The following is a 13,002-nucleotide window of genomic DNA, read 5'->3' on the forward strand; positions in this document are numbered from 1 at the left end:
AAAACCTCTTTCTGCTAGAAAGAGGTTTGAGGCTTTAGTCAACAAACCTCTTATCTACCAGAAAGGAAATTTCTTTCTGTTGGAATTAGCACCGTGCCTTACGGATTCATCCGGCGCTAAATTGATAGCGCCCCATTTCACAATGGTATTACGGTCGGTTGCTGGGCTTCATCGGGCCAAATCCCTCTGCCTACTCTTGATAAGAGATGTAATTTTCAGTTAATATTCACTGATGAGAATCATATCAGCATAGTGTTAAAGTTGTCAATAGTTTTTAATATAAGTCTGTCCGACGGTCTGAAAATATCGGAATCGTGTTGCGGACTTTCTTCACTTCTGCCAAATCAATTTGACCAGTAACAATGGATTCAAGTTCGTCTCCCTCTGCAATTACTTCTCCCCAAGGATTAATAATCAATGAATGACCAGCAAATACATTGTCGGGATCTGAGCCAGAACGATTGCATGCTATGACAAAGCATTGATTTTCAATAGCTCTAGCAATTAATAAAGATCTCCAATGATTCAAACGAGGGAGAGGCCATTCAGCAACAACCACGATGGTCTCCGCTCCTTCTGTCGTATGAGCACGAATCCATTCAGGAAAGCGAATATCATAGCAAATCAATCCTGCAAACAAATGATTGCCGAGCGCAAAAATCCCTTTTGTACTTCCTGATTGAAGATGTTCGTGCTCGTTCATCAGCTTAAAAAGATGCGCTTTGCTGTATGTGGAAACAAGTTCTCCTTCATTATTTATGACAAGCAGTGTGTTATACACACCGTTGTTTTCTTGAGAAGCAACAGATCCACCAACTATATGCACACGATGTTGTTTAGCTAATTTCTGCAAAAATTCAATGCTCTTTTTTGCTTCCACGTCTGCAAGAACATCGAGGCGGGTTAAATCATAACCTGTTGTCCATAACTCTGGAAGAATGACTAAGTCAGGTTTTTCAGCCATTGCTGACTCTATTAATCTTTCCGCTTTTTGAAAGTTTTCTTCTACATTTCCAAAGCTTATGTCCATCTGAATACAGGAAACTCTCATAAGAAACCACCTTTTCTAAAAAAATATTAGTAAAAATACTTTACAAGTTGTCATTTACGATATACATTTGTGACTAGTTTTTCAATATAAAAATTGCCAATTACCCGAATATATAAAGTAGGTGGAAAAATGATGATATATCCTCAATCAAAATTATTAAAAAGCTTACCTAAACAATTCTTCGCTTCACTTGTTGCAAAAGTAAATAAGCAGATCAGTGATGGTCATGATGTGATAAACCTTGGACAGGGAAACCCTGATCAACCGACAGCTTCACATATCGTAAAAGCACTGCAAGTGGCAGCAGAGAATCCGAATAATCACAAATACTCTCCCTTCCAAGGCTTCGCATCATTAAAAGAGGCTGCTGCGACATTTTATAAAAGAGAATATAACGTAGATATCAATCCAGAGAAAGAAGTTGCCATCCTTTTCGGAGGCAAAGCTGGGCTTGTTGAAATCCCACAATGCCTATTAAACCCAGGTGAACATGTTCTCGTCCCCGATCCGGGTTATCCTGACTATTGGTCGGGAGTTGCTCTTGCACAAGCAGAAATGATTACGATGCCATTGAAGGAGGAGAATCAATTTCTTCCCGATTATTCAGCTCTAACAGATAGCGAGCTTGAAAAGGCTAAGCTTATGTTCTTAAATTATCCGAATAACCCGACAGGCGCAATAGCCAATGCTAATTTTTTTGAGGATACGGTTGCACTAGCTAAAGAGCACGAGATTTGTGTTGTTCATGATTTTGCCTATGGAGCGATAGGCTTTAATGGTCATAAACCGATTAGTTTTCTACAAACAGAAGGTGCAAAAGACGTAGGGATTGAAATTTATACGTTATCTAAGACGTATAATATGGCTGGTTGGAGAGTAGGCTTTGCGGTTGGAAATGAAAGTGTCATTGCAGCCCTTAATTTGTTGCAAGACCATTTATATGTAAGTCTTTTTGGAGCTGTCCAAGAAGCGGCAGTTGCCGCATTAACTGAGTCTCAAAGTTGTGTTCGTGAGTTAAATGCATTGTACGAATCTAGAAGAGACGTCTTTATCGGAGGACTTCAAGAATTAGGTTGGAATGTCGTAGCTCCGGAGGGGTCATTCTTTGCATGGCTAAAGGTTCCTACTGGTTATACATCTGAACAATTTTCAGATCTATTACTAGAAAAAGCACATATTGCTGTTGCCCCTGGAGTTGGTTTTGGTACATGGGGAGAAGGCTATGTCCGAGTTGGGTTACTAACCTCGGAAGCACGTTTGCGAGAAGCGGTTGAAAGAATTTCAAAGCTCCAAATTTTTAGTTAATGTATTGACAGTCGAATTAAATTCTGGAATAATCAAAATCAATTGAAAGTATAAACAATAATTCCATAATGAAAACATTCGTTTTCTTATCAAGAGCAGGTGGAGGGACGAGCCCGACGAAGCCCGGCAACCGACTTACATGTTTTGTAAGCACGGTGCTAATTCTTGCAGCAAAGGCTGATAGATAAGGAGATGTTAGTTTACGATACTAACCTCTTCCTGATGATAAGAAGAGGTTTTTTTATGTATATGCGTATAGGAGAGAAAGGACGAAAGCAAATGAGTGAGATCATCGCAACGTACTTGGTACATGACGCCAAACACAATCCTGAGAAAAAAGCAGAGGAAATTGCGCTTGGTTTAACGGTTGGTTCATGGACTCAATTACAAAAGCTTGAGCAAGAGCAATTGAAAAAATATAAAGGTAGAGTTATTTCCGCAGAAAAATTACACATAGATGAACATACGAATGAAACGGTAGCGGTGTTAAAAATCGCTTATCCTTCAAATAACTTTTCGCTAGATCTTCCAGCTATTTTAACAACGGTGTTTGGAAAGCTGTCTCTTGACGGGAAGATTAAGCTATTAGATCTTGATTTTTCACAAGAGTTAAAATCGGCTTTTCCAGGTCCTAAGTTTGGTATTAATGGTCTAAGAGAGAAGCTTGGGGTATATGATCGTCCGTTATTGATGAGTATTTTTAAAGGAATTCTTGGTAGAGATCTTCCATTCCTCTTCAGCCAATTGCGCGAACAGGCATTGGGTGGAGTCGATTTTGTAAAAGATGACGAAATTCTTTTTGAAAACCCATTAACTCCTTTTGAACAGAGAATTACTGGTGGAAGAGAAGTTCTGCAACAGGTTTATGAAGAAACGGGACATCGTACCTTGTATGCTGTGAACTTGACAGGACGTACGTCTCAATTAATTGACAAAGCTAAAAGAGCAAAAGAACTTGGTGCGGACTTACTATTATTTAATGTGTTTGCGTATGGTCTTGATGTTCTTCAAGAATTACGCGAAGAAGAGGGTGTTGGTCTTCCGATTATGGCACATCCAGCTGTGAGTGGAGCACTCACTTCGTCTGATGTATACGGAATTTCTCATTCCCTACTACTTGGAAAATTGTTGCGTTACGCTGGAGCCGACTTGTCTCTATTCCCATCTCCATACGGTTCGGTGGCTTTGGAAAAGAAAGCAGCATTATCGATTGCTGAAGCGTTAACAGATCAATCAGAAGCTATGAATAAGGGCTTTCCAGTGCCTTCAGCTGGTATTCATCCTGGACTTGTTCCACTTTTACTACAAGATTTTGGCTTAGATAGTGTCATTAATGCTGGTGGTGGCGTTCATGGGCATCCGGCTGGTGCGAAAGGTGGAGGTCTTGCTTTCCGCCAAGCTATTGAGTTAAGTCAAAAAGGATTGCCATTGAGAGAAAACTCGCAGCAATATCCTGAACTGGCAACTGCAATCGAACTGTGGGGAGTCACTGAGGTGGCGAAACAATCATGACCAAGAAAATAGCCGTATTTTGTGATTTCGATGGCACGATTACCGAGAAGGATAATATTATTGCCATTATGAAAAAATTTGCTCCTCCCGAATGGGAAGCGCTGAAGGACGACATATTATCTGAGAGGATTTCGATCAGAGAAGGAGTGGGAAAGCTTTTCTCGTTACTGCCTTCCTCAAAAAAAGAAGAGATCATTACGTATTCATTAGAAAATGTTAGAATTCGCAAAGGATTTCCTGATTTTGTGAAGTTTTTGAAAGAACAGGATATTCCTTTGTATATTGTTAGTGGTGGTATTGATTTCTTTGTATATCCCATTTTACAAGCTTATGGCCCTTTTTCAGGAGTGTATTGTAATGCTGCTGATTTTAGTGGCGAATATATCAATATTCTTTGGCCAAATGCATGTGATGAACATTGCCAAAATGATTGCGGCTGCTGTAAACCTAGTATTATTCGTGGGCTTAAAGAAGATTTCTACAAAGTCGTTATTGGTGATTCAGTAACCGATTTGCAAGCAGCTAAACAGGCTGATCTAGTCATTGCAAGAGAACTACTATTAGAAAAATCGAAAGAGTATGGCTTGAATCATAGAGAGTTTGTTGATTTCTATGATGTGATCAAGCATATGTCGAAGGTTAGGAGTTGATTGGATGAGTCTGTTAACAGAACGTTGGGAGCAGCTTGCTGATGTGAAGGATGAGCTTGCTGTTCGAGATTGGTTTATGGGAACGAGCGGGAATTTAGCTATAAAGGTTAGCGACAATCCTATACAATTCTTAGTAACAGCAAGTGGCAAGGATAAGCGGAAGCGAACGTCAGAGGATTTTCTGCTCGTCGATGGAAATGGAAACCCAGTAAATGAGACACATTTGAAGCCATCTGCTGAAACCTTATTACATGTGGAAATCTATAAAAAAACAGCTGCTGGTTGTAGTTTACATGTTCATACGATTGATAATAATATCATATCTGAATTATATGGCGATCAAGGAGAAATCACCTTTACTGGCCAGGAACTCATTAAAGCATTTGATTTATGGGAAGAGGATGCCGTTCTTCGAGTTCCCATTATCAGTAATCCAGCACATATTCCGACACTAGCACAGGAGTTTAGTGAGCATGTAAAAGAGGATAAAGGCGTTGTGTTAATCAGAAATCATGGGATAACCGTTTGGGGAAAAAATGCATTCGAGGCAAAAAAACTACTCGAAGCATCCGAATTTTTATTTCGCTATCATCTAAGACTTTTAGAATATAAAAAATAAAATTTAAAGGAGTAAAAAAATGGCACATATCGTATTTCAAAGTACAAAAGAAGAAATTAAAGATCAAAAAGAAGTGGCAGCGTTTTTACAATCTCAAGAGGTAATCTATGAGCACTGGGATATTACAAAACTTCCTAGCAACCTTCAAGAGAAATATATTTTAACAGATGAAGAGAAAGCAGAAATCTTATCTGTATTCTCAACTGAAATTACCGAAATTTCAGAGAAGCGTGGATACAAAGCACAGGATGTTATTTCTCTTGCTGAACACACTCCAAACCTAGAGCAACTATTAACGAACTTCCAACAAGAACACCACCATACAGACGATGAGGTCCGCTTTATTGTTAGTGGACACGGAGTGTTTATTATCCAAGGATTAGACGGAGAATTTTTCGAGGTGTTTCTAAACCCTGGTGATCTTATTTCAGTTCCTCCGAATGTTAGACATTATTTTACCCTTCAAGAGGATAGAAAAGTTGTTGCCATCCGTATTTTTGTAACAACTGAAGGATGGGTTCCAATCTACGAAAAAAATGAAGTAGAAGCTTAAAAATAGTTTTCAAGGCACTAGAGTCTAAACACCTAGTGTCTTTATTGCTTTTGGTGGATAAAATCGATAATTGTCGAAAAGTAATAGGGATTTTAGGGTGTTTTTTGTCGTATACAGAAATATTAAGAAAACTATGTCTTATTTTGCGATTCTATTTACTTTTATTCAAATTCTTGCAATAATTCATCAAGTGATGATTTTTATTTAGGGGATTTAAGGAGTATTAGGAGGTTAACGGGGTGCAGCAGAATAGCAGAGAAATGCTTGCCACGATTCAACAAATGAGAGAGAAAATGATTGAATCTGCACAAGCAAATGGTCTAGGTGGGGAAGAGACAATTGAGTGTAGTCAGGAGCTAGATAAGCTAATTTTTGAATATCAATGCTTATCACAAGAGAAGAAGAAAAGCAAAAAAGAAATAAAGATTACCAGAAAACAAGCTATGTTTGTATGGCCTAATAACATCATATGCGTTTAAATAGATTGAAAAGGAAGGAGACGATAGCGCTCCTTCCTTTTTTGTAGGTATTCTAATGAATAGCTCGTTTTTTAAATCTTCCCCCTCTAACTTCGGCAATGTCTGCAACGGCCAGAAAGGCATTACTATCTAGATCCTCTACAATGAGCTTGAGCTTTGCTTCTTCCAGTCGTGTAATGACACAGAAGATAACCTTTTTATCGTCTCCTGTATAGGCTCCTTCTCCAGTAAGGAAGGTGACACCCCGGCCGAGTCGAGCCAAAATCGCATCACCAATTTCTTTATGCTTATCGCTAATGATCCATGCAGATTTTGATTGATCTAACCCTTCAATAACGATATCAATTGTTTTAAAAGCAATAAAATAAGCTAGGATCGAATACATCGCTCGGTCCCATCCAAACACAAATCCCCCGGTACCAAAAATAAAAATATTAAAAAACATGATCACTTCTCCAACAGAAAAAGGAACCTTTTTATTGATTAATATGGCAAGGATTTCTGTGCCGTCCAGTGATCCTCCATAGCGGATGACGATTCCTACACCAGCACCTAAGGCAATCCCTCCAAAAACCGTTGCTAACAGGATGTCATCAGTAAAGGCAGGAACAGGATGTAGATATACGGTTGTGATTGATAATATGGTTATAGCGAAGAGTGTAGATAGTGCGAAGGTTTTTCCGATTTGTTTATATCCGATGAAAAAGAATGGAACATTTAAAATGAAGATGATTAGACCGATTTTAATCGCAGTAATATGAGACAAAATAATTGAAATCCCGACGATTCCACCATCCATAATTTGATTGGGTATAAGGAAAATCTCTAATCCTACAGCCATTAGGATAGCGCCAATAAAAATAAAAATAGCTCTTTTAATAATACTCTTTTTCGGTAATTTTCGGTGCTGTATATGGTTCTCTAAATTCATTTGAATGGCTTCATGAATAAGTTGTTTTTCCATTAAGTCACCTCCATTTGTATTGATACTTGTTATTTATTATACAATAAATCGTTTCTATGTAGGTAAATCTGGAACTTGATCACTCAAAGGGAATAAAAAAGCGGCATGTATCACTCATGCCGAATTCATATTAGGAAAAGAGGTCAATTAACAATATCATAAATAGTAAACCAGAAATAAAGGAATAAGTTGATGTTCGTTCATTGCCATCCCCATGACTTTCAGGTATTAACTCTTTATATATAATGAACAGCATAGCACCTGCTGCAAAGGCTAGACCATATGGGACGAGACTTTCAACAAAGGAAGTTAAATAGAAACCTAGTAAACTTGTAACAATTTCAATTGCACCTGTTAAAGTAGCAACTATAAACGCTTTGCCTTTTTCAATTTTTTGATTCACTAAAAATAGTGCAACTAAAAATCCTTCTGGAGCGTTTTGGAGTCCGATTGCAAAAGCGATTAGATTACCTGTATTACCTTCAGCATTTGTAGCATAACTAACTCCAACTGATAATCCTTCGGGAATATTATGGAGCGTAATCGCCGCAATAATCAACATCGCTTTTTCATCAAATTCCATTTCGTATTTTTGAGTCGTATGCTGTAAATCAATATGAGGAATTCTCATCTCTAACCAAGTTAAGGTAATTACCCCTAAAAGGATACCAATCATTAGTGGTATAAACCCGCCAGTATTAAGGGCTTCAGGAATCAGGCCCATCGTGGAAGCTGCCATCATAATACCCGCCGTAAAAGCAAGTAAAATATCTCTCCAACGGTGTGTCACAGATCGATGCATAAACAAAATGATTGCTGCTCCTAATCCCGTTGACATAGCGGAGAGAACACTTCCAAGCAAAACTTCATTCATTCAGGTTCCCCCTAAAATTAAAACTTAGGTAATACACTCTATTATAAGGAAGAGCGATTGCTCACACAATTACATATATGATAATTACATGACATCTGTGATTTTTATCATATGGGAAATGTTCAATTTCTTTTAATATAGTAACTATAATGGTAAGTACTGTATCATTCCCTTCAAAAAATAATTGTTATTCCATCATAGTCGATAAACCCCATTGTTTAAATATGTCAATATAAAAAAATGAAGATTCCGTAAGCAATCCACTTCTCATACCGACATAATTTTTGAAAACGCATACAAATTATATTATTCACATAAAATATCAACTAATTTGTTTGTACTATGCTCGTAAACCGATACATATATCGTTATTACGAAGCTTTGCAAAATATATATAGGTGATTTAGCCATTAGTTATTAAGGAGGGGGATTTTTATGCACATTGTAGTATGTGTCAAGCAGGTACCTGACACAAAGATTATTAAGATTAATCCTAAGACGAATACGCTTGATCGTCGAAGTGCACCAGCAATTTTAAATCCTTATGATGCACATGCTGTCCAAGAAGCAGTTCGGATGAAGCGTCTCATCAAAGATGTATATATTTCTGTTTTATCAATGGGTCCACCACAAGCAAATGCGATTATTAAAAAAAGCGTTGAGATTGGTGCTGACGAGGGATATTTAATTTCTGACCGTGCATTTGCTGGTGCAGATACATTAGCAACCAGCTACGCATTATCGAAGGCTTTAGATAAAATCGCCAGTATCAGACCAATTGATATGATCCTTTGTGGTAAGCATGCGATTGATGGCGATACTGGGCAAGTGGGACCTGGAATTGCAAGAAGATTAGATATTCCTCCAGTTACGAACGTGATCGAAGTTACAGAGCTTAATGATAAGAAGCAATCCGTAGTTGTTAAGAGAAAGCTGTCAGGTGGTTACCAGTTGCTCCAAATCCAAATGCCTTGCTTATTGACTGTCGAAAAAGAAATAAATCAAATTGAATATTCCCCACTTCCTAATATGTTAAAAGCTGCAAGGTACGAGCCAGTTGTTTGGACGGTAAACGATTTAGAAGACGTGGACCGTACACAGCTAGGGCTTAAGGGATCACCTACCATCGTTGGTAAAATGTTTACTCCTCCAAAGCATGAAGGTGGGAAGCGTTTAGAGGGCTCTTCTGAAGAACAAGTAAGAGAGCTGATCAAATGCTTACTTGAAGAGAAAAAAGAGCTTTTTTATGTGAAGTGATACACATTAATAATCGATGATGGGGGTGCTTGGAATGAGTAAAGAATACCGTGGTGTGTGGGTATTCATTGAACAAAATGAAGGCGAGATTGAAGGTGTTTCGTTAGAATTGCTTGGAGCCGGAAGAAAGTTAGCCGATAAGCTAAGTGTTTCACTTGGGGGAGTGCTGCTAGGTAAAGAAGTTAAAGCTCTTTGTAATCAAGTCATCTCATACGGGGCGGATGAAGTATATGTGATTGATCATCCAGTATTAGAGGATTACCGGACAGAATCTTATATGAAGGGCGTGGTACTCCTCGCCGAAAAATACAGTCCTGAAATATTTTTATACGGAGCCACTCCAAATGGAAAGGACCTTGCCAGTGCAGTTGCGACCGATTTAAGTACGGGTTTGACTGCAGATACAACCATGCTTGATGTTGATCTTGAAAAAAGATTATTGGAGGCAAGTAGACCAGCCTTTGGTGGAAATATTATGGCAACGATTTTATGTAAAAAGCATCGCCCTCAAATGGCAACGGTTCGACCGAAAGTAATGAAAGCTCTCGAACCAGATAAAGAACGACAGGGAGTAATCATTGAAGAAAATATCGAATTGCATGAAGAAGATATGAGAACTAAAGTGCTCAAAGTGGTAAAAGATGTAACGAAAAGAGCTAATCTTGCGGATGCACATATCATTGTTTGCGGTGGAAAGGGATTAGGGGATCAGCAAAATTTCTCATTAATATATGAGCTCGCGGAAGTGATTGGTGCGAGTGTAGGTGGTACGAGGGATGTGGTAGAAGCAGGATGGCTACCACATGAGTTACAAATTGGGCAAACTGGTGAAACGGTAACACCTAAAATATATTTCGCAGTCGGTGTATCAGGTGCTATTCAGCACGTAGTCGGAATGAAGAATTCAGAAATTATAATTGCCATTAACAAGGATGCAAGTGCACCTATTTTTGATGTCGCAACCTATGGAATCGTAGGGGATGCTTTGGAAATTCTCCCGAAACTCATCCAACAATTTAAAGAAATACGTACAGAAAAGGGTGGTGAAATCAGTTATGCCTGAAAAATTTGACGTAATCGTTGTTGGTGCTGGACCTGCAGGAACTTCTTGTGCCTATACATGTGCAAAGCGTGGCTTGAAGGTGCTCCAACTCGAGCGGGGGGAGTATCCAGGTAGTAAAAATGTAATGGGTGGCGTATTATACAGGAAACAAATGGAGGAGATTATTCCTGAGTTCTGGAAGGAAGCGCCATTAGAAAGACCTGTTATTGAACAACGCTTTTGGATGATGGATAAGGAGTCTACCGTCTCCTTTGGCTACAAAGGGTTAGAGTGGGGAATGGAGCCCTATAATAATTTTACCGTATTAAGAGCTCCGTTTGATCAATGGTTTGCAGCAAAAGGGGTGGAACAAGGGGTATTACTCATCAATGAAACAGTAGCCAATGAGTGTATTGTAGAAAATGGTAAAGTGGTGGGTGTTCGAACCGATCGTCCTGATGGAGATGTGTATGCGGATGTAGTTGTATTGGCTGATGGCGTAAACTCTCTGTTAGGAAAGCAGCTTGGCTTTCATAAAGAATTTCGTCCTGATGAAGTAGCTCTAACGGTAATGGAGGTTATTAATCTATCAAAAGAGAAGATTAACGACCGCTTTAACCTTGAGGATAACCAAGGCTGTACCATTGAAATCTTTGGTGATTCAACAAAGGGGAACCTCGGTACAGCCTTTATTTATACGAATAAGGAAAGTATTAATATTGGTGTAGGTACTACCCTATCCAGCATGATAAAAGCTAAGCTCAAACCGTATGATTTACTAGATTACTTGAAAAATCATTCCATGGTAAAGCCACTCCTAGCTGGTGGGGAGTCTGCTGAGTATTTGGCACATTTAATTCCTGAGGGAGGATACCACTCTGTACCGAAGGTGGCCGGCAATGGTGTAGTGGTAGTGGGAGATGCTGCTCAACTAGTAAATGCCATCCATCGAGAGGGCTCTAATATGGCAATGGCATCAGGGAAAATGGCAGCTGAAGCAATAATTCGAGCAAAGGAAAGAAATGATTTTAGTGAGGCAAGTTTAAATAGTTATCGTGAAGCTTTATACAATAGCTTTATTATGAAGGATCTAGAAAAATATAAAGACGCTGCCCATACATTTGAGCATCACCCTCAGTATTTCAGAGAGTATATTCCAATGATGAACCAGGCAATGAGCAAGTTCTTTACGGTCGACGGAACACCAAAGCGTGAAAAACAAAAACAAATCATGAGAAGTGTAACTGGGACAAAAGGAACGTTTAAAGTCATTCAAGATGTCTATCGTGCTTGGAAGGCGGTGAAATAATGTCAACGAAAACAATCGAGGAAAAACAGTACTTACTGCGTTTTAAGTGTGATACGAAATCCCATCTAACAGTGCTTGACCACGATGTTTGTATGACAAAATGCCCCGATAAAATCTGTACCGTATTCTGTCCAGCGGAAGTATACAAGTGGGAAGGCACAAGAATGCAGGTGGGATACGAGGGCTGCCATGAGTGTGGAAGCTGCCGGATTGGCTGTCCATACCAAAATATTAAATGGGAATATCCGAAAGGCGGCCATGGAATTGTGTTTCGATTAGCGTAATGGCGAATAAATGATTAAGCGAAGACACCTTCATTGGATATGAGTGGTGTCTTTGTTTGTTATGTCTGAATCAAACTCCTATTCAGAGAATGAAGGTAGTTTGGTTTATATGTCCGAATGAACACCGTATTCGGACAAGGGTAGAAGGATCTTAGGATCAAGAGTCGGAATGAGCCCGGTATTTGGACAGGGCTGTAAGGGTTTTAGGATCAAGAGTCCGAATGAACACCGTATTTGGACAAGGGCAGAAGGATTTTAGGATCAAGAGTCCGAATGAGCCCGGTATTTGGACAGGGCTGTAAGGTTTTAGGATCAAGAGTCCGAATGAACACCGTATTCGGACAAGGGCAGAAGGGTTTTCATGATCAAGAGTCCGAATGAGCGCCGTATACGGACAAGGGCAGAACGGTTTTTGGGATGAAGTGTCCGAATGAGCCCGGTATTTGGACAAGGGCAGAAGGGTTTTAGGATCAAGAGTCCGAATGAACACCGTATTCGGACAAGGGCAGAAGGATATTCATGATCAAGAGTCCAAATGAGCCCCACATTTGGACGAAATCCCATGTTATCCATGTCCAAACCCCTACCGCCATTACTCAACTTTAATCATTTTTCTCACTCTTACCTGAAACACTAGTGTTTTGATAAAAAACTAGAATTTACTAAGTAGATTTATTATTTTATGTATAAAATGTGAATTATTAAAAAATTCCGATAATATAGTTGAAAACGAACGAGCGTTCCGTTACTATTAATATAGGTACTATTAATAGATTGGAGGAGACAGTATGGATCGAACATCGTATTTAGCTGGGATACTCTACTATTTGACAAGTGATGTACAAGTTCAGGAGGCAGCCATTGATATATTAAATGGAGAATTAACAGTGAAAGAGGCTGGGGCTTGTCCTACTTTGCAGCCCTTTGTTTTGCAGGCGAAAAAGCGGCTTAAGGAACTTGAAAAGAACACAACCGATAAGCAACATTTAGAAATTGTTCAGTTTGTTGAAAACTACTTATATAGCTATCAATCATAGATTTACTTCAACATCTTCGATAGACCTCTATGAATTCCATCATATTTTATGTTATGTATAAATTTT

At 39.0% G+C, this 13,002-nt stretch carries 14 protein-coding genes and 2 riboswitches; of the genes, 11 read left to right on the forward strand and 3 right to left on the reverse strand.

Translation table 11 applies throughout. The features are described 5' to 3' along the window. Positions 1-47 precede the first annotated feature (47 nt). Positions 48-206, reverse strand: a riboswitch (SAM riboswitch). A gap of 68 nt (positions 207-274) precedes the next feature. Then, the gene (locus tag ACRX5O_RS13370) at positions 275-1,051 is read right to left on the reverse strand and encodes a carbon-nitrogen family hydrolase (protein WP_433906412.1); all 777 of its coding nucleotides are present in this window, start codon (positions 1,049-1,051) and stop codon (positions 275-277) included. Positions 1,052-1,180: 129 nt separating this feature from the next. On the opposite strand from ACRX5O_RS13370, the gene ACRX5O_RS13375 reads away from it, so the two are divergent. The 6 genes from ACRX5O_RS13375 to ACRX5O_RS13400 all read left to right on the forward strand — a co-directional run bounded on the left by ACRX5O_RS13375 (position 1,181) and on the right by ACRX5O_RS13400 (position 6,169). Then, the gene (locus ACRX5O_RS13375) at positions 1,181-2,356 is read left to right on the forward strand and encodes a pyridoxal phosphate-dependent aminotransferase (RefSeq protein WP_433906413.1); all 1,176 of its coding nucleotides are present in this window, start codon (positions 1,181-1,183) and stop codon (positions 2,354-2,356) included. 83 nt (positions 2,357-2,439) lie between these two features. Then, positions 2,440-2,547: riboswitch (SAM riboswitch) on the forward strand. An 88-nt stretch (positions 2,548-2,635) separates the two neighbouring features. After that, the gene (locus tag ACRX5O_RS13380) at positions 2,636-3,868 is read left to right on the forward strand and encodes a 2,3-diketo-5-methylthiopentyl-1-phosphate enolase (protein ID WP_433906489.1); all 1,233 of its coding nucleotides are present in this window, start codon (positions 2,636-2,638) and stop codon (positions 3,866-3,868) included. After that, the gene (locus ACRX5O_RS13385; protein ID WP_433906414.1) at positions 3,865-4,518 is read left to right on the forward strand and encodes a 2-hydroxy-3-keto-5-methylthiopentenyl-1-phosphate phosphatase; all 654 of its coding nucleotides are present in this window, start codon (positions 3,865-3,867) and stop codon (positions 4,516-4,518) included. Before ACRX5O_RS13380 ends, ACRX5O_RS13385 begins: the two co-directional genes overlap by 4 nt. Before the next feature lie 4 nt (positions 4,519-4,522). Continuing rightward, entirely contained in the window at positions 4,523-5,137 is a 615-nt protein-coding gene (locus ACRX5O_RS13390) for a methylthioribulose 1-phosphate dehydratase (protein ID WP_433906415.1), read from the forward strand. A 19-nt stretch (positions 5,138-5,156) separates the two neighbouring features. After that, positions 5,157-5,690, forward strand: a complete 534-nt coding sequence (locus ACRX5O_RS13395; RefSeq protein WP_433906416.1) for a 1,2-dihydroxy-3-keto-5-methylthiopentene dioxygenase — start codon at positions 5,157-5,159, stop codon at positions 5,688-5,690. Positions 5,691-5,929: 239 nt separating this feature from the next. Beyond that, positions 5,930-6,169: a Spo0E family sporulation regulatory protein-aspartic acid phosphatase gene (locus tag ACRX5O_RS13400; RefSeq protein ID WP_433906417.1), complete on the forward strand. Its 240-nt coding sequence runs from the start codon at positions 5,930-5,932 to the stop codon at positions 6,167-6,169. 52 nt (positions 6,170-6,221) lie between these two features. Here ACRX5O_RS13400 and ACRX5O_RS13405 read toward each other — a convergent pair whose 3' ends face one another. Beyond that, positions 6,222-7,100 carry a YitT family protein gene (locus ACRX5O_RS13405; protein ID WP_433906490.1) on the reverse strand — a complete coding sequence of 293 codons (879 nt, stop codon included), beginning with the start codon at positions 7,098-7,100 and terminating at the stop codon, positions 6,222-6,224. A 163-nt stretch (positions 7,101-7,263) separates the two neighbouring features. Next, a complete protein-coding gene (locus tag ACRX5O_RS13410) occupies positions 7,264-8,007 on the reverse strand; it encodes a ZIP family metal transporter (protein ID WP_433906418.1) in 744 nt (247 codons plus the stop codon). A gap of 435 nt (positions 8,008-8,442) precedes the next feature. Between ACRX5O_RS13410 and ACRX5O_RS13415 the strand changes: the two genes are divergently transcribed. The 5 genes from ACRX5O_RS13415 (at position 8,443) to ACRX5O_RS13435 (ending at position 12,936) form a co-directional block, all read left to right on the forward strand. Then, entirely contained in the window at positions 8,443-9,264 is an 822-nt protein-coding gene (locus ACRX5O_RS13415) for an electron transfer flavoprotein subunit beta/FixA family protein (protein WP_433906419.1), read from the forward strand. Between the two features lie 34 nt (positions 9,265-9,298). After that, entirely contained in the window at positions 9,299-10,327 is a 1,029-nt protein-coding gene (locus tag ACRX5O_RS13420) for an electron transfer flavoprotein subunit alpha/FixB family protein (protein WP_433906420.1), read from the forward strand. After that, complete coding sequence (locus ACRX5O_RS13425) at positions 10,320-11,615, forward strand: FAD-dependent oxidoreductase (RefSeq protein WP_433906421.1); 1,296 nt, start codon at positions 10,320-10,322, stop codon at positions 11,613-11,615. Before ACRX5O_RS13420 ends, ACRX5O_RS13425 begins: the two co-directional genes overlap by 8 nt. Continuing rightward, positions 11,615-11,899 carry a ferredoxin family protein gene (locus ACRX5O_RS13430; protein WP_066058155.1) on the forward strand — a complete coding sequence of 95 codons (285 nt, stop codon included), beginning with the start codon at positions 11,615-11,617 and terminating at the stop codon, positions 11,897-11,899. The genes ACRX5O_RS13425 and ACRX5O_RS13430 overlap by 1 nt, the downstream gene beginning before the upstream one ends. A gap of 788 nt (positions 11,900-12,687) precedes the next feature. Beyond that, on the forward strand, positions 12,688-12,936 hold the full coding sequence (locus tag ACRX5O_RS13435; protein ID WP_433906422.1) for a hypothetical protein: 249 nt from the start codon (positions 12,688-12,690) through the stop codon (positions 12,934-12,936). The last annotated feature ends 66 nt before the right edge of the window (positions 12,937-13,002 follow it).

The organism is Robertmurraya mesotrionivorans, from assembly GCF_050971805.1.
In the GTDB taxonomy this organism is placed as follows: Bacteria; Bacillota; Bacilli; order Bacillales; family Cytobacillaceae; genus Robertmurraya_A.

Coding starts and splice junctions, on each gene's coding strand:
- ACRX5O_RS13370 (WP_433906412.1), bottom strand. CDS start 1,051: ATGAGAGTTTCCTGTATTCAGATGGACATAAGCTTTGGAAATGTAGAA.
- ACRX5O_RS13375 (WP_433906413.1), top strand. CDS start 1,181: ATGATGATATATCCTCAATCAAAATTATTAAAAAGCTTACCTAAACAA.
- ACRX5O_RS13380 (WP_433906489.1), top strand. CDS start 2,636: ATGAGTGAGATCATCGCAACGTACTTGGTACATGACGCCAAACACAAT.
- ACRX5O_RS13385 (WP_433906414.1), top strand. CDS start 3,865: ATGACCAAGAAAATAGCCGTATTTTGTGATTTCGATGGCACGATTACC.
- ACRX5O_RS13390 (WP_433906415.1), top strand. CDS start 4,523: ATGAGTCTGTTAACAGAACGTTGGGAGCAGCTTGCTGATGTGAAGGAT.
- ACRX5O_RS13395 (WP_433906416.1), top strand. CDS start 5,157: ATGGCACATATCGTATTTCAAAGTACAAAAGAAGAAATTAAAGATCAA.
- ACRX5O_RS13405 (WP_433906490.1), bottom strand. CDS start 7,100: ATGAATTTAGAGAACCATATACAGCACCGAAAATTACCGAAAAAGAGT.
- ACRX5O_RS13410 (WP_433906418.1), bottom strand. CDS start 8,007: ATGAATGAAGTTTTGCTTGGAAGTGTTCTCTCCGCTATGTCAACGGGA.
- ACRX5O_RS13415 (WP_433906419.1), top strand. CDS start 8,443: ATGCACATTGTAGTATGTGTCAAGCAGGTACCTGACACAAAGATTATT.
- ACRX5O_RS13420 (WP_433906420.1), top strand. CDS start 9,299: ATGAGTAAAGAATACCGTGGTGTGTGGGTATTCATTGAACAAAATGAA.
- ACRX5O_RS13425 (WP_433906421.1), top strand. CDS start 10,320: ATGCCTGAAAAATTTGACGTAATCGTTGTTGGTGCTGGACCTGCAGGA.
- ACRX5O_RS13430 (WP_066058155.1), top strand. CDS start 11,615: ATGTCAACGAAAACAATCGAGGAAAAACAGTACTTACTGCGTTTTAAG.
- ACRX5O_RS13435 (WP_433906422.1), top strand. CDS start 12,688: ATGGATCGAACATCGTATTTAGCTGGGATACTCTACTATTTGACAAGT.